14 protein-coding genes are annotated in these 14,886 nt (G+C 64.5%); 10 read left to right on the top strand and 4 right to left on the bottom strand.

Translation table 11 applies throughout. From position 1 onward, the window contains the following. Window positions 1–9 precede the first annotated feature (9 nt). The 9 genes from ACM9ME_RS11035 (at window position 10) to lpdA (ending at window position 9,457) form a co-directional block, all read left to right on the top strand. A complete protein-coding gene (locus ACM9ME_RS11035) occupies window positions 10–609 on the top strand; it encodes an HD domain-containing protein (protein ID WP_415643514.1) in 600 nt (199 codons plus the stop codon). Between the two features lie 70 nt (window positions 610–679). After that, a complete protein-coding gene (locus ACM9ME_RS11030; protein ID WP_415643513.1) occupies window positions 680–1,039 on the top strand; it encodes a hypothetical protein in 360 nt (119 codons plus the stop codon). Between the two features lie 106 nt (window positions 1,040–1,145). Further along, the gene (mdh, locus tag ACM9ME_RS11025; RefSeq protein WP_415643512.1) at window positions 1,146–2,108 is read left to right on the top strand and encodes a malate dehydrogenase; all 963 of its coding nucleotides are present in this window, start codon (window positions 1,146–1,148) and stop codon (window positions 2,106–2,108) included. Further along, the gene (locus ACM9ME_RS11020) at window positions 2,105–2,665 is read left to right on the top strand and encodes a hypothetical protein (protein ID WP_415643511.1); all 561 of its coding nucleotides are present in this window, start codon (window positions 2,105–2,107) and stop codon (window positions 2,663–2,665) included. Before mdh ends, ACM9ME_RS11020 begins: the two co-directional genes overlap by 4 nt. Window positions 2,666–2,733: 68 nt before the next feature. Next, window positions 2,734–3,618 carry a succinate--CoA ligase subunit alpha gene (gene sucD, locus ACM9ME_RS11015; RefSeq protein WP_415643510.1) on the top strand — a complete coding sequence of 295 codons (885 nt, stop codon included), beginning with the start codon at window positions 2,734–2,736 and terminating at the stop codon, window positions 3,616–3,618. Between the two features lie 18 nt (window positions 3,619–3,636). Beyond that, complete coding sequence (locus ACM9ME_RS11010; protein WP_415643509.1) at window positions 3,637–6,474, top strand: 2-oxoglutarate dehydrogenase E1 component; 2,838 nt, start codon at window positions 3,637–3,639, stop codon at window positions 6,472–6,474. 12 nt (window positions 6,475–6,486) lie between these two features. Next, window positions 6,487–7,704, top strand: a complete 1,218-nt coding sequence (gene odhB, locus ACM9ME_RS11005) for a 2-oxoglutarate dehydrogenase complex dihydrolipoyllysine-residue succinyltransferase (protein ID WP_415643508.1) — start codon at window positions 6,487–6,489, stop codon at window positions 7,702–7,704. A gap of 4 nt (window positions 7,705–7,708) precedes the next feature. After that, the gene (locus ACM9ME_RS11000) at window positions 7,709–8,059 is read left to right on the top strand and encodes a gamma-glutamylcyclotransferase family protein (RefSeq protein ID WP_415643507.1); all 351 of its coding nucleotides are present in this window, start codon (window positions 7,709–7,711) and stop codon (window positions 8,057–8,059) included. A 3-nt stretch (window positions 8,060–8,062) separates the two neighbouring features. After that, entirely contained in the window at window positions 8,063–9,457 is a 1,395-nt protein-coding gene (lpdA, locus tag ACM9ME_RS10995) for a dihydrolipoyl dehydrogenase (RefSeq protein ID WP_415643506.1), read from the top strand. Between the two features lie 12 nt (window positions 9,458–9,469). Here lpdA and ACM9ME_RS10990 read toward each other — a convergent pair whose 3' ends face one another. Next, window positions 9,470–10,774, bottom strand: a complete 1,305-nt coding sequence (locus tag ACM9ME_RS10990) for a chloride channel protein (protein ID WP_415643505.1) — start codon at window positions 10,772–10,774, stop codon at window positions 9,470–9,472. A gap of 102 nt (window positions 10,775–10,876) precedes the next feature. Here ACM9ME_RS10990 and ACM9ME_RS10985 point away from each other — a divergent pair, with 102 nt between their 5' ends. Next, on the top strand, window positions 10,877–11,500 hold the full coding sequence (locus ACM9ME_RS10985; RefSeq protein WP_415643504.1) for a trimeric intracellular cation channel family protein: 624 nt from the start codon (window positions 10,877–10,879) through the stop codon (window positions 11,498–11,500). A gap of 15 nt (window positions 11,501–11,515) precedes the next feature. Here ACM9ME_RS10985 and ACM9ME_RS10980 read toward each other — a convergent pair whose 3' ends face one another. From ACM9ME_RS10980 to ACM9ME_RS10970, 3 genes are read right to left on the bottom strand one after another with little or no spacing between them, the layout of a single operon-like run. Continuing rightward, the gene (locus ACM9ME_RS10980) at window positions 11,516–13,246 is read right to left on the bottom strand and encodes an ATP-binding response regulator (RefSeq protein WP_415643503.1); all 1,731 of its coding nucleotides are present in this window, start codon (window positions 13,244–13,246) and stop codon (window positions 11,516–11,518) included. Further along, a complete protein-coding gene (locus ACM9ME_RS10975) occupies window positions 13,246–13,833 on the bottom strand; it encodes a response regulator transcription factor (protein ID WP_415643502.1) in 588 nt (195 codons plus the stop codon). Before ACM9ME_RS10975 ends, ACM9ME_RS10980 begins: the two co-directional genes overlap by 1 nt. A 43-nt stretch (window positions 13,834–13,876) precedes the next feature. After that, on the bottom strand, window positions 13,877–14,881 hold the full coding sequence (locus ACM9ME_RS10970) for a PEPxxWA-CTERM sorting domain-containing protein (protein ID WP_415643501.1): 1,005 nt from the start codon (window positions 14,879–14,881) through the stop codon (window positions 13,877–13,879). Window positions 14,882–14,886 lie beyond the last annotated feature (5 nt).

Below are 14,886 nucleotides of genomic sequence, written 5' to 3'. Positions count from 1 at the left end.
AGACTGGTCATGGCCGATTACGAAGCACCGCAGCAGCGGGCCAAGTTTCGAAATTTCGAAGAAGGCACGCAAGAAGACTGGTCGCTGATCGCGACGCACTTCATGCAATTTGCCGGCGGCGTCGCGGACCGCGTGCTGACCCATCTCAAATTGCTCGACGGCGATTATGGCGGCTTTCCGATCGACCGGCTGCAGCATTGCCTGCAAACCGCGACTCGCGCGCACCGCGACGGGCGCGGGGAGAGCTATGTCGTGATGGCGCTGCTCCACGACATTGGCGACACGATCGGGACGTATAATCATCCCGATATCGGTGCGGCGATCGTCAAGCCGTTCGTCACGCCCGAGGAACATTGGATTTGCAAGCAGCACGGCGCTTTTCAGGGTTATTATTACTTCCACTTCCTGGGGATGAACCGCAACGCGCGCGACGCCTTTATCGGCAACCCGTATTTCGATGCGTGCGCGGAGTTTTGCGAGAAATACGACCAGGCGGCGTTCGATCCTGACTATGACACGCTGCCGCTCGAATATTTCGAACCGATGGTTCACCGCGTTATGTCGCGCCCGCGCGCGTCGGCGGGGCCGATCGAGGGTGCCGCGACTTAAGTTATGGAAGACTAACCGTTAACCAGCGCGGGCAACCGGGTGTTGACCGGGGTCGCCGTAATCCGCTGGCATGTCCCGCCCGATCATTGCAGCGTTGTTCGCACTAGCCGCGACCATTCCGTCGGTGGGACGGAGCGAGGCGAGCTACACGATCGCGATCCGTGGCGAAGTGCCGCTCGCCTGCCGCGTCGCGTTGAACGGCGGCAAGCTTCACGAGTTTTGCAATTCGGGAACCGGCTACCGCGTTTATGCCGCGCCTTCACCCGAACTGGTCGGGGCGACTTTGGTCGTGGATGGCGTTCGCAAACTGCTGACGGGACAAGAAGTACAAGTGTCGTCTTCAACTTCGCCGGGGATTGTCGACCGGGCGGTGGCGCTGGAGGATGCGCCAAGCGGGGGTAGCTTATCGCTGCGGATCGAAGCCATTTGATATTGCGAACAAGTTGCAAAGATAGTTCCCGGCGCTAGGTTGCCGCATTAACCATTCGCGCCTAATGCGCCCTCCGTTTCCAGTAGAAGCGGGGATGGTTTCGTTCATGGCACGCAAGAAGATCGCGCTGATCGGCGCGGGTAATATCGGCGGCACGCTCGCCCACCTCGCAGCATTGAAAGGACTGGGCGACATCGTCCTGTTCGACGTCGCCGAAGGCATCCCGCAGGGCAAGGCGCTGGACCTGAGCCAGTGTGCCGCAGTCGAGGGCTTCGACGCGAAGATCACCGGCAGCAATGACTATGCCGATGTCGCCGGCGCCGACGTGGTGATCGTCACCGCGGGCGTGGCGCGCAAGCCGGGCATGAGCCGCGACGACCTGCTCGGTATCAATCTGAAGGTGATGAAAGCGGTCGGCGAGGGCATCAAGAACAACGCCCCCGACGCGTTCGTTATCTGCATCACCAACCCGCTCGACGCGATGGTGTGGGCGTTGCGCGAATTTTCGGGCCTGCCGCACAACAAGGTCGTCGGCATGGCCGGCGTGCTCGACTCGGCGCGCTTCTCGCATTTCCTCGCCGAGGAATTCCAGGTTTCGGCGAAGGACGTGACCACCTTCGTGCTCGGCGGGCACGGCGACACGATGGTCCCGGTGGTCCAATATTCGACCGTCGCGGGCATCCCGGTACCCGACCTCATCAAGATGGGCCGTTCGACCAAGGAAAAGATCGACGCGATCGTCAAGCGCACGCGCGGCGGCGGCGGCGAGATCGTCGCCTTGCTCAAGACAGGCTCGGCCTATTACGCTCCGGCGACCAGCGGCATCGCGATGGCCGAAGCCTATCTCGGCGACCAGAAGCGCCTGCTGCCTTGCGCGGCTTATGTCGAGGGCCAGTATGGCCTCGACGGACTATACGTCGGCGTGCCGGTGGTGATCGGCGCGGGCGGCGTGGAGCAGATCGTCGAGATCGAACTGGACGAGGAAGCCAAGGGCAACCTTCAGGTCAGCGTCGATGCGGTCAAGGAGTTGCTTGAGGCGTGTAAGGGCATCGATAGCTCGCTGGCGTGATCGGCGCGGCGAGCCTTTTGATGATAATGGACATCAGTGCGTCGGATTTGCCCGATGCCGAGGTCGATTACGTGGTCAGCCGGTTTCGTGAGGCCTGCATGCATGGTCAGGCGACATTCGGGCCCGGCCAGGTCAAGGCGATCCAGCCCAAGGATTTGCACAGCGATGTGCGTTGGTCCTACGGGCATATTGACGACGCAAAATATTATCAGCTGACCTTGTCAAAGCCCGCTTACTTAGTGGTGTGGGATCACAAGCCGCAGGGCGAGTATTACACCAAGGGCTGCGCGGTTGTTGCTCAGGGGCTGCCGTTTGCGCCAACTTGGGAGAAGGTACTCAATACGCGTTTTTCGGCAACCCAGCGGAGCCGGTTTATCGAAGTCGAGACGCGCTATGGGCAGGTCGAGTTCCCGCTGCCCGAGGAAGGCAAGAAGCTTTATGTTGGTCGCATAGGCACGTTCGTCAAACTGCAGGTAGCGACGATGAGCAAGGAAGAGACCGGCGACTGGAAACTGCGTCAGTCGATCAAGCGCAACCCCGTGAATAGCCGCAAATAGATGCACGCATCCAACACAAATGATCAAACGCTTGCGGGCCTTCGCGGCACTGCATCCAAGGAGTTACGATGAGCATCCTCGTCAACAAGCATACCAAGGTCATCACGCAGGGGATGACCGGCAATACCGGCACGTTCCACACCGAACAGGCGCTGGCTTATGGCACGCAAATGGTCGGCGGCGTGACGCCGGGCAAGGGTGGCCAGACGCATATCGGGCTGCCGATGTTCAACACGGTGGCAGAGGCTGTCGCGATGACCGGCGCCGATGCCAGCGTGGTGTACGTGCCGCCGCCCTTCGCCGCGGACTCGATCCTCGAGGCGATCGACGCCGAAGTGCCACTGATCGTGTGCATTACCGAGGGCATTCCGGTGCTCGACATGGTCAAGGTCAAGCGCGCGCTGAGTGGCTCGAAGTCGCGGCTGATCGGGCCGAACTGTCCCGGCGTGCTGACCCCCGGCGAGTGCAAGATCGGCATCATGCCGGGGTCGATTTTCTCCAAGGGTTCGGTCGGCGTCGTGTCGCGTTCGGGCACACTGACGTATGAAGCGGTGTTCCAGACGACCAATGAGGGCCTCGGCCAGACCACCGCGGTCGGCATTGGCGGCGATCCGGTCAACGGCACGAACTTTATCGACGTGCTCGAACTGTTCCTGGCGGACGAGGCGACGCAGTCGATCATCATGATCGGCGAGATCGGCGGCGACGCGGAAGAGCAGGCGGCGCAGTTCCTGATCGACGAGGCCAAGCGCGGGCGGAAGAAGCCGATGGCCGGCTTCATCGCCGGGCGCACCGCGCCCCCGGGACGGCGCATGGGCCATGCCGGGGCAATCGTGTCAGGCGGCAAGGGCGATGCCGAGAGCAAGATCGCGGCAATGGAGGCGGCGGGCATCCGCGTGTCGCTGTCGCCGAGCGAATTGGGCACGACGTTGAAGGCCGTTCTGAACGGCTAAACCGCGAGGAGCGGGTCGATGGGTTACGAAACGAACGAATTCAACGCCGAACACGAAGCCGGGCCGTCATGGGCGAACCCGGCATGGCCGGTGCTCGACAGCGACGATCTGACGGCCGCGCTCGACCCGACGCAGATGGAGGTGGCGGTCAAGGCGGCGGCGAAGTCGGCGGGCGCGCCGGTCGATGAAACATCGGTGAAGCAGGCGGCGGCAGACGCGATCAAGGCGATGCTGATCATCCGCACCTATCGCGTGCGTGGGCATCTGGCGGCCAATCTCGATCCGTTGGGCCTCAGCAACCGGACGTTACCCGACGATCTGAAATCCGAATTCTTCGACGTGTCCGAGGCTGATCTCGACCGTAAGGTGTGGCTGGGCGGGGCACTGGGGCTCGATCGCGCGAGTTTCCGCGAGATCATCGACATTCTGCGGCGCAATTACTGCGGCAATGTGGGCCTCGAATATATGCACATCGGCGATGTCGAGGAGCGCCGCTTCCTGCAACAGCGCATGGAGGGCAAGGACGCCGCCATCTCGTTTTCGCCCGAGGGCAAGCAGGCGATCCTGGCCAAGGTGATCGAGGCCGAGCAGTGGGAAAAATTCCTCGGCCGCAAATATGTCGGCACCAAGCGGTTCGGGCTGGACGGTGGCGAGGCGATGATCCCGGCAATGGAGGCCGTGATCAAATATGGCGGCCAGTTCGGCGTGCGCGAGATCGTTTACGGCATGGCGCATCGGGGGCGGCTCAACATGCTCGCCAACGTCATGGCCAAGCCGTTCCGCGTGATCTTCCACGAATTTTCGGGCGGCAGCGCCAATCCCGACGATGTCGGCGGATCGGGCGATGTGAAATACCATCTGGGCACCTCGACCGACCGCGAGTTCGACGGGATCAAGGTGCACATGTCGCTCGTGCCCAACCCGTCGCACCTCGAGGCGGCGGACCCGGTGGTACTGGGCAAGGCGCGCGCGATCCAGACCGATCGCAACGATCTTGAGGAGCATAAGCAGGTTCTGCCGGTGCTGATCCACGGCGACGCGGCATTCGCGGGGCAGGGCATCGTCTGGGAATGTCTCGGCTTCTCCGGCGTGCGCGGTTATAACACGGGTGGTTGTATTCACTTCGTGATCAATAACCAGATCGGTTTCACGACCAGTCCGCAATATGCGCGGTCGTCGCCTTATCCGTCGGATGTGGCCAAGGGCGTCCAGGCGCCGATCTTCCACGTCAACGGCGACGATCCCGAGGCGGTGACCTTTGCCTGCAAGATGGCGATCGAGTTCCGCCAGCGGTTCCACCGCGACATCGTGATCGACATGTGGTGCTATCGCCGGTTCGGGCACAATGAGGGCGACGAGCCCATGTTCACCCAGCCTTTAATGTACAAGACGATCAAGCAGCACCCGCCGGTCAGCGCGGTGTTCGCCGCCAAGCTGGAAGGCGAAGGCGTGATTGACGGCAAGTGGGTCGCGGACAAGACCGACAGCTTCGTCGCGATGCTGGAGGACGAATTCACTGCGGGCGCGAATTACAAGGCGAACGAGGCCGACTGGTTCGGTGGACGCTGGTCGGGGTTGTCCAAACCCGCCGATCCCGAAACCGCACGACGCAATGTCGACACCGGCCTGTCGCAGAAATTGTTCGACGCGCTGGGCCGGACGCTGACGACGGTGCCCGACGATCTGACGGTGCACCCGACATTGAAGCGCGTGCTCGATGCCAAGGCGGCGATGTTCAAGACGGGTGAGAATTTCGACTGGGCGACGGGCGAGGCGCTGGCGTTCGGATCCTTGCTGTCGGAGGGTTATCAAGTCCGCCTGTCGGGGCAGGACTCGGGGCGCGGCACGTTCAGCCAGCGCCATGCGGTGTGGGTCGATCAGAATGACGAACGCCGCTACATTCCGTTGTGCACGGTGCCGCACGGGCGGTTCGAAGTGCTCGATTCGACGCTCAGCGAGTTCGGTGTGCTCGGCTTCGAATATGGCTTTGCTTCGGCAGACCCGAAAGCATTGGTGTTGTGGGAAGGCCAGTTCGGCGATTTCGCCAATGGCGCGCAGGTGATGATCGACCAGTTCATCGCATCGGGCGAGGCTAAGTGGCTGCGGGCAAACGGGCTGACGATGCTGCTGCCGCATGGGTATGAAGGGCAGGGGCCGGAGCATTCGTCGGCGCGGCTCGAACGTTATCTGCAATTGTGCGCCGAGGATAATATCCAGGTCGCGAACTGCACCACGCCGGCGAACTACTTCCACATTTTGCGGCGGCAGATGCACCGGCCGTTCCGCAAGCCGCTGATCCTGATGACGCCCAAATCGCTGCTGCGGCACAAGCGCGCGGTTTCGAAGGCCGAAGATTTCGGTTCGGGCAGCCATTTCCGCCGCATCCTCAGCGATCCGCGCGAGCTGGCCGACGACAAGGTCGAGCGGCTGGTGCTGTGCACCGGCAAGGTGGCTTACGATCTGTTCGATGCGCGCGATGCCGACGATGACGGTGTAACGTCGGTGCTGCGCGTCGAGCAGATTTACCCGTTCCCGTCCGAGCCGTTGGCGCTGCGTCTGTCGCGCATGCCCAATTTGAAGGAAGTGGTGTGGGCCCAGGAAGAGCCGAAGAATAACGGTGCGTGGTTCTTCGTCGAGCCCTTTATCGAGGAGTGCCTGGCCGAGACCGGGCATGCCGACAAACGCGCGCGCTATGCCGGGCGCAAGGCGGCGGCATCGCCCGCGACGGGGCTGATGAAGCGGCATCAGGCCGAGCAGGCGGCGCTCGTCGCCGATGCGCTGGGCCACAGCGTGCGTGAAGAAATTCGCCGTGTCCGCGACAACCAGAAACCGGTTGTCGGCAAGGCATCGGCATAAGAGGAACTGACGATGTCGACCGAAATCAAGGTGCCGGTGCTGGGTGAATCAATCACCGAAGCGACGCTGGGTGAATGGCTCAAAAAGCCGGGTGAAGCGGTTGCCCAGGATGAGGCGGTCGCGAGTCTGGAGACCGACAAGGTGTCGATCGAGGTCGGCGCGCCGGTTGCCGGCGTGATGGGCGCGTATGGCGTGCAGATCGGCGATACGGTTTCGGTCGGTGGTGTCATCGGATCGATCGAGGCTGGTTCGGGCGCTCCCGCTGCGGCACCGGCCAAGGTCGAGGATGTGCGTCAGTCTCCGCCGGTGACGCCTGTGGCGGCGAGCGACGATCAGCGTGGCGGCGCGCCGACGCTTTCGCCTTCGGTGCGCAAGCTGGTGCTGGAAAAGGGCGTCGATCCGACGACGATCAAGGGCACCGGCAAGGACGGGCGCCTGACGCGTGAAGACGTGCTCGGCGCGCCTGCTCAAGCGGCTGCGCCCGAGGCGGCTCCCGCGGCTGCCGCACCTGCCGCGGCCCCCGCGGCCGACCGCCGCGAGGAGCGCGTCCGCATGACGCGGCTGCGCCAGACGGTCGCCAAGCGGCTGAAGGACGCGCAGAACACGGCGGCGCTGCTGACCACGTTCAACGATTGCGACATGACCGAAGTCATGGCGGCGCGCGCGCGCTTCAAGGATGCGTTCGAGAACAAGCATGGCGTGCGGCTCGGGCTGATGAGCTTCTTCACCAAGGCGGCGATCCTCGCGGCGAAGACCATCCCCAGCGCCAATGCGCAGATCCAGGGCGATGAGATCGTCTATTTCGACTATATGGATGTCTCTGTGGCGGTCAGCGCACCAAATGGGTTGGTCGTACCCGTCGTGCGCGATGCTGACCGGATGGGCTTTGCCGACATCGAAAAGGCGATCGCCGCTTTGGGTGCGAAGGCCAAGGCCGGCACGCTGACGATGGCGGACATGCAGGGCGGTACGTTCACGATCAGCAATGGTGGCGTGTTCGGCGGGCTGATGTCCACGCCGATCATCAACCCGCCGCAATCGGCGGTGCTGGGCCTCCACCGCATTGAGGACCGGCCGGTGGTGCGCGACGGGCAGATCGTGATCCGCCCGATGATGTATCTGGCACTGAGTTACGACCACCGCCTGATCGACGGGCGCGAGGCGGTGACGTTCCTCAAGACGATCAAGGAAGCGATCGAGGATCCGACGCGGTTGCTGATCGATCTTTAGGATTGTGGAGCCGCTCTTTTCCTACGGCACGCTGCAATATGCCGCCGTGCAGCGGGAACAGTTCGGGCGGTTGCTGACAGGTACCGCCGACACGTTGAGCGGGTTTCGCGTCGGGCGGATCGCGATCAGCGACCCGGAGGTGGTGCGGCAAAGTGGCGAGAGCCATCACCCCGCGCTGGTTGCTTCGGACGATCCGGCGCACCAGATTGCGGGGACGATATTCGAGTTGAGCGGTGGCGAACTGGCTGCCGCAGATGACTATGAAGCGGCGGACTATGTGCGGACGCGCGTGACGCTGGAATCGGGACGGGAGGCATGGGTTTATGTCGCCGCACCCGGGGTGCAGGTGGAGTAGATAATGGCCGAATTCGACTATGACGTGATCGTGATTGGCGCCGGCCCCGGCGGCTATGTTGCGGCGATCCGCGCGGCGCAATTGGGCTTGCGCACCGCGTGCGTCGAAGGGCGCGAGACGCTGGGCGGGACGTGCCTCAATGTCGGCTGCATCCCGTCCAAGGCGCTGCTGCACGCGTCCGAATTGTACGAAGAGGCGATGGGCGGGCATCTGACCAAGTTCGGGGTCGAGTTCTCGGGTGTGAAGCTCAACCTTGACCAGATGCACGCGGAAAAAGCCAAGGCGGTCAAGGAGCTGACCGGCGGGATCGAATTCCTGTTCAAGAAGAACAAGGTCACCTGGCTCAAGGGCAATGGCCGTTTCACCGGCCCGAACACGCTCGACGTCGCCGGGCAGAGCGTCACCGCCAAGGACATCGTCATCGCCACGGGCTCGGTGGTCACGCCGTTGCCGGGCGTCGAAATCGACCAGAAGGTCGTCGTCGACAGCACCGGAGCTTTGGCTTTGCTGAAGGTGCCCGAGGACCTCGTCGTCATCGGCGGGGGTGTGATCGGGTTGGAATTGGGCAGCGTGTGGCGGCGGCTGGGCGCGCGCGTCACCGTCGTCGAATATCTCGACCAGATCCTGCCGGGCATGGACGGCGAGGTCCGCAAGGAAGCGGCGAAGCTCTTCAAGAAGCAGGGCTTCGAGTATAAGTTATCGACCAAGGTCACCGGCGTCACCGTCAAGGGCGGCAAGGCCACGTTGACCATGGAACCGGCGGCAGGTGGTGCAGCGGAAACGCTCGAGGCCGATGCGGTGCTCGTGGCGATTGGCCGCAAGCCGAACACCGACACGCTGGGCCTCGATGCCATCGGGCTGAAGGTCAACGCGCGCGGGCAGGTCGAGATCGACCATGATTTCCGCACCAGCGTTCCCGGCGTGTGGGCGATCGGCGACGTCGCGCCGGGTCTGATGCTGGCGCACAAGGCCGAGGACGAAGGCGTCGCGGTGGCCGACAATATCGCCGGGCACACCGGCATCGTGAACCACGATGTGATCCCCAGCGTGGTCTACACCATGCCCGAGATCGCCGGCGTCGGGCTGACCGAGGAAGCCGCCAAAGAACGCGGCGAAATCAAGGTCGGCAAGTTCCCGATGATGGCCAACAGCCGCGCCAAGACCAACCGCGACACCGACGGCTTCGTAAAAATCATCGCCGACGCGCAGACCGACAAGGTGCTCGGTGTGTGGATCGTCGCCAGCCTTGCCGGCACGATGATCGCTGAGGTTGCGCTGGCCATGGAATTCGGCGCGACGAGCGAAGATATCGCCCTGACCTGCCACGCCCACCCAACGCATTCGGAAGCGATCAAGGAAGCCGCCATGGCGGTGACAGGCAAGCCAATCCATATTTAGGTCGGACAATCGTCAGCGGGCGAAGGTTCGCGCCAGTCCGTGATATAGTTTTTCGCGGCAGACCAATGTGCTGGCCCAATCGGCGACGAACGCGGCGGCGAACATGGGCAGGATGAGACCGCGGCTGGCAGTCGTTTCGCTAAGGATGATCACCGCCGTCAACGGTGCGCGGACCACGCCGGTGAAATAGGCGACCATGCCGAGGATCACGACTGCGCTGGCGGGATCGTCGCTGAACGCCATGCGCAGCACATTGCCGAAGCCGGCACCGATCGACAGGCTTGGTGCGAAAATGCCGCCAGGAAGCCCGGCAATCGCCGTCGACAGCGTCGCGACGAATTTGGCTGGGCCGTACCACCATGGCGCATCGACCCCGACGATCATCGCACGCGCGGGAGCGTAACCCGCGCCCCAGGTCAGCTGCGTCGTGCAACCGATCGCGGCGACAATCAGCCCGCACAGCAAAGCAAAAACCAGCGGACGCGCCCGGATCAGTTTCACCACAGGCCCTGTCCCTGTCGCAAAAAACAGCATCAGGCGGGAAAACAATCCGCCCGCCAAACCCCCCAGCATGCCGGCCACGGGCACGAACAGCAGCGCGGATGACAGCGGCATATGCGCGCCGATCGCGCCGAAATAGAGATAGTCCCCGGCAACGCCCTGCGCCACGATCCCGGCGATGACGATTAGGAACAGGACCAGCAACGTCACCCGCTGTTCGTAAGCGGAGGCCAGCTCCTCGATCGCGAAGAGGACCCCCGCGAGCGGCGTGTTGAACGCGGCTGCAACGCCGGCGGCACCACCGGCGATGACCACCGACGCGCGCATCGGCACGCGCATCAGCCGGTGGCTGAGCGCCATGATCGCCGCGGCGAGCTGCACCGTCGGTCCTTCTCGTCCGACGCTTGCACCCGTCAGCAGCGCGCCGAGAGTCAGCCCGGCCTTGGCCGTGGCAGTCCGGGGCGAGATCAGGTCGCTTTGGCCGAGATCGGGTCGGCTCTGCGCCGCCATGACCTGCGGGATGCCTGATCCACGCGCCAGCGGGGCGAAGCGCCGCGTCAGCCATACCAAAGCGACAAAACCGAGCGGGGTGACGATCAACGGTGCCCAGCGCCAACCCGCCGCGAACGTCGTGAATGCCTGACCGGCGGCGTCGGATGCCCGGGCAAACACCACGGCGGCGAGGCCGACCGCGACCGCCCCCGCCAGCACCGCGACACGCCGCCGGAAAATCAGCGACCGTGGCCCGCGAGAGCGCAAGAGTGCGCGCCATCGACCCATCGTCCAAGGCCGTGATTTGGGAGTGAGGGCGGACATGCTCGGGACTCACTTAATGCCACTTGGCCATGGCGTCAGCCGGAAAGGCGCGATTCCGCTGGCATATTTGGATCGCTGTGCGCTTGGCCTAAAGGCGGGGCGATGAACCCGCCGACCGTCCTAATGACGCAATTTCTGCCGTTGCTCGACCTGTTCGGCATTGCCGTGTTCGCCGCCTCGGGTGCGCTGGCGGCGGCGCGGGCGGGGCAGACTTTGGTGACGTTCAGTTTCTTTGCGCTGGTCACGGGCGTGGGCGGTGGCACAGTGCGCGATTTGTTGATCGGTGTGCCGGTGTTCTGGGTGCATGACTGGCGCGTGCCGGCGGTGTGTTTGGGGACGGCATGGCTGGTGTGGCTGACCCCGGCGCGGTGGTGGCGCGGGCGTGCGCTCGACTGGTTCGATGCTGTCGGGCTGGCGGTCTATGCGAGCTTCGGCGCGGCCAAGGCGCTGAGCGCGGGGGTGCCAGTGCTTCCGGCGATGATGATGGGCGTGATCACCGCGTGCGTCGGCGGTATCATCCGCGATTTGCTGGCGGGGACGCCGTCGATCCTGCTCAAGCCGGAGATTTATGTGACCGCGGCGGCCTTGTCGGCGGCGTGTTTCGTGGCGCTGAATGTGGCCGGTGTGCGGCTCGATATCGCGTTTCTTGCGGCGGTGGTGGCGGGCTTCACGCTGCGCGCGCTGGCGATTGCGCGGGGGCTGTCGATCCCTTCCTATCGGCGCTAGCAACGCGTCACTGCATCACCCCACAGGCGTTCGATCCGCGCCGACCAGCGCGCGCAGCGTGTCGGGCGCGACGGGTTTGTGGAGCAGCGGCACCCCGGCTGCCTCCGCCGCGGCGAGCAAGGCGGGGTCGAAATCGGCGGTGATCAGGACGCGCGCGGCTGCAGGCAGGATGACCGCGAGAGCGGAGAGCAGAGTCAGTCCGTCGGTCGCGCCAGGAAGCCGCTGGTCGCACATCACAAGGGCATAGTCGTTGCCGGCCGCTAACCGTCGCGCCTCTTCGGCATCGCCCGCCAGATCGTGTGCGACGTCCCAGCGCCGGAGCAGTTCGCCGAGCGCGGCGCGAACGTCCGCGTCGTCGTCGATGACCAGCACGCGCCCGCGCGCGACCGGTGGCGCGGCGACATGGAGCGTGACGGTGGCGACGCTCGCTTCGCAGAGGGGCTGGCAGAAACTGAAGCGCGAGCCGCGTCCCGGCTTCGACGCGACGGCGATCCGCGCGCCCAGCAACTCGGCGGCGCGACGGGCGATCGACAGGCCGAGGCCCAGCCCCTTGCGCCGGTCGCGCTCGGGATTGCCGAGTTGGACGAACTCTTCGAAAATGCGCGCGCGGTCGGGTTCGGCGATGCCGATGCCGGTGTCCCAGACCTCGAACCGCAATTGTCCCTCGCGGTGGCGCACGGCGATCAGGACGCCGCCGTCATCGGCACAGCGGATGGCGTTGGCGACGAGATTGGACAGCACCTGTTCCAGCAAGACGGGGTCGCTCAGCACCCATTCGCCATCACTGCGGAGACGCAAATCGAGCCCCTTGGCGAGCGCGATCGGGCGGTGATAGCCGCTCAGCCGGTCGAACAGCGCATCGACGTCGACCGGCTCGAGATGTGCGACGACCGCCCCGGCTTCGAGTTTGGAAATGTCGAGCAGTCCGTCGAACAACCGCTCCATCGCGCCGATGCTGCCGCCGATCCGCGCCACGGTCTCGCGCCCCGCGGCGTCGAGCTTGAGCTCTTTGAGCGACGCCGAGAACAGCCCCAGCGCATAGAGTGGCTGGCGCAGATCGTGGCTGGCGGCGGCGAGGAATTGCGACTTGGCGAGGCTGGCGCTTTCGGCCTTGGCGCGGGCAGCGTCGGCTTCGCCTTTTTCGCGCGCGAGGGCGGCGAGCAATTGTTCGTTTTCGAAGCGGATGCGGAAACTTTCGGCGATCGCGCCCGCTTGCACCCGGCAGAAGCCGATCATGATCAGGGCGAATCCGGCGCTGGCAAAACCGAGCACTGCATAATCGAAATCGCCGATCGCCAGCAGCCGCGCGAGGACGATGGCGAAGATCGTGCCGACGAATGCGTACAGTCCGGTGGGGTTGTACGCATTGCCCGGTACGCTGCCGCCCGAGATGCCGTAAAGCCCGCACAGCGTCAGCGCGACGGTGATCGGCTGGGCGGGATGCGCAAACAATATGATCGTGCCGCCCCAGATCGCGCCGGCCACGCCCATGTATATCGCGGAGCGGCGCGCCCACGGCTCGAGCTCTTCATCGTGGCGCGCCCGTGCGGAAAAGCTGCGGCGCAACGCTTCGCGACCGACTTGGCTCAGCAATTGCACGGCAAGCCAGCCGAGCACTTCGTCGTGCGGCGAAAAAGCCCAGGCGGTCGCCGCCATGTACACGGTGACGATCATCGCCGCCGCCGTCGCATTGCGCATCTGCAGATAAAGCGTCCGGATCGATTCTGCCCGGACGCGCGGGTCCATCAGTCGCACAGTCCGAGAGTGCGTGCGCGTAGTACCGCCTGTACCCGGCTGTGCGCTCCGAGTGCCCCGAACAATTCGGTCAAATGCGCGCGGACCGTCCTTTCGGCGATGCCCAGCCGGTGACGAATTTCCTTATTGCCGTGCCCTTCGCAGAGCAAAGCGAGCACCTGCCTCTGCCGCTCGGTCAGCACGGGCGCCTTGCCATCGCCCGCATCCCAGCCTTCGCCGCCTGCCGCGATCGCTTCGATGCGCGCGATCATCGCGGCGGGTTCGGACGCCTTGGCGATATAGCCCTTGGCCCCGGCAACGCGTGCGCGTTCGCGGGCGGCGGCGTCCTCCCGGCCCGACACGATGGCGCAGGGGAGGAGCGGCGCGGCGTCGGCGATGCGGGCCAATGTCTGGAAGCCATCGGCCCCGGGGAGCTGCAGGTCGATCAACGCGATGTCGAACCGTTCGCGCCGTGCGGCGGCTTCGGCATCCTCGCCGCAACCGACCGGCGTGCATTGCCAATCCGGGCGCGCCTCCGCAATCATCGCCGCAAATCCTTGGCGAAACAGCGGATGGTCGTCGATCAGCAGCAGCCGCATGGGCATCCCCCGCCCGGCACTCTGGCCGCGCGGGGGTTCCTGATCAAGCGGTTACGAGCGTGCGGCGACGACGCATCGTCCCGCCGAGCAAGCCGAACCCGCTGAGCATCAGCGCCCAGCTCGCCGGCTCCGGCACCGCGCCGCTGCTGACAAAGCTGAAGCCGCCATTGCCGAGACCGCCGGGCGCGTTGAACGTCAGGCTGTTGCCATATTGGCCAAGCTGCGAATTGTAATTGACCGTCGGATCGATCCACGCCGTCGCGTCGCCCGGGTAGGTGTTGGGGTAACCGCCGGGATAACCCGCTTCGGTCGACGCATTTAACGAGAAGGTCGCGTAAAACGTGTTTCGATCGCCGCCGGTGAATTCGGTACCACGCGTGAACGCGAGACTCATCGACCAGGGGTTCGCCGCCGGATTTGCGTCACAGGTCGGGGAATTGTTGTAATAATAGCCGCAATTGGCACCGAAACTGTAGCCGGCGTTGTTACCAGAGCTCGAGGCGCTGACCAGCGCGCGGCCCGACCCCGACCCACTGAGTGAGTAGCTTCCGGAGAGGCTGGCGAGCGGCGCGTGCGCGAGGATCGCCGCGACTGCATCACCGACCGTGTCGCTACCCGCAGTGAAGCTCAGGCCGTAATATAGAGCGGCGCCGACGTCGTTGCGGCCGTATTCGTCGCCAATATGCGAAATCGCCGTGGCCCGGGCATTCGCAGCGTCGGCAATCAGCGTCACCTGTGTGGTCCCGTCACCTTGGCTGAAAGGTGTGTCGGTCAAGACTGTGCCGCCAGGACCATGGTTGAAAATGTAGATCGTTGGTACCCCGTTGGGGTAATAGGTCTGGCCCTGCAGGACGTCTCCGCCCGGAGCGACAAAGAAGAACCCGGCACGGGCTACGCCGACACCTGGCGGGGGCGGAGGCGGCGGCGGTGGGGTCGGCGTGCTGCATTCGCCACCCGATTCGCAGTCGGGACTGAACGCCAACGCCCCTGAAGAGGTCATGCAGGCGATGGCGACAGATGCCGCTGCGATCAGCAAACGATGGTTCATTGGGT

Origin of the sequence: Sphingomonas antarctica (assembly GCF_965137005.1) — a bacterium.
GTDB lineage: Bacteria > Pseudomonadota > Alphaproteobacteria > Sphingomonadales > Sphingomonadaceae > Sphingomonas_O > Sphingomonas_O antarctica.
Note: the sequence above shows the minus strand (reverse complement) of the source record. Positions and strands in the feature narration are given on the sequence as shown.

What these genes read in the sequence shown, in the direction of transcription:
- ACM9ME_RS11030 (WP_415643513.1), top strand. Translation starts at nt 680, where the DNA reads ATGTCCCGCCCGATCATTGCAGCGTTGTTCGCACTAGCCGCGACCATT.
- ACM9ME_RS10985 (WP_415643504.1), top strand. Translation starts at nt 10,877, where the DNA reads ATGAACCCGCCGACCGTCCTAATGACGCAATTTCTGCCGTTGCTCGAC.
- ACM9ME_RS10990 (WP_415643505.1), bottom strand. Translation starts at nt 10,774, where the DNA reads ATGTCCGCCCTCACTCCCAAATCACGGCCTTGGACGATGGGTCGATGG.
- mdh (WP_415643512.1), top strand. Translation starts at nt 1,146, where the DNA reads ATGGCACGCAAGAAGATCGCGCTGATCGGCGCGGGTAATATCGGCGGC.
- ACM9ME_RS10970 (WP_415643501.1), bottom strand. Translation starts at nt 14,881, where the DNA reads ATGAACCATCGTTTGCTGATCGCAGCGGCATCTGTCGCCATCGCCTGC.
- ACM9ME_RS10975 (WP_415643502.1), bottom strand. Translation starts at nt 13,833, where the DNA reads ATGCGGCTGCTGCTGATCGACGACCATCCGCTGTTTCGCCAAGGATTT.
- lpdA (WP_415643506.1), top strand. Translation starts at nt 8,063, where the DNA reads ATGGCCGAATTCGACTATGACGTGATCGTGATTGGCGCCGGCCCCGGC.
- ACM9ME_RS11010 (WP_415643509.1), top strand. Translation starts at nt 3,637, where the DNA reads ATGGGTTACGAAACGAACGAATTCAACGCCGAACACGAAGCCGGGCCG.
- ACM9ME_RS11035 (WP_415643514.1), top strand. Translation starts at nt 10, where the DNA reads ATGGCCGATTACGAAGCACCGCAGCAGCGGGCCAAGTTTCGAAATTTC.
- ACM9ME_RS10980 (WP_415643503.1), bottom strand. Translation starts at nt 13,246, where the DNA reads ATGGACCCGCGCGTCCGGGCAGAATCGATCCGGACGCTTTATCTGCAG.
- odhB (WP_415643508.1), top strand. Translation starts at nt 6,487, where the DNA reads ATGTCGACCGAAATCAAGGTGCCGGTGCTGGGTGAATCAATCACCGAA.
- sucD (WP_415643510.1), top strand. Translation starts at nt 2,734, where the DNA reads ATGAGCATCCTCGTCAACAAGCATACCAAGGTCATCACGCAGGGGATG.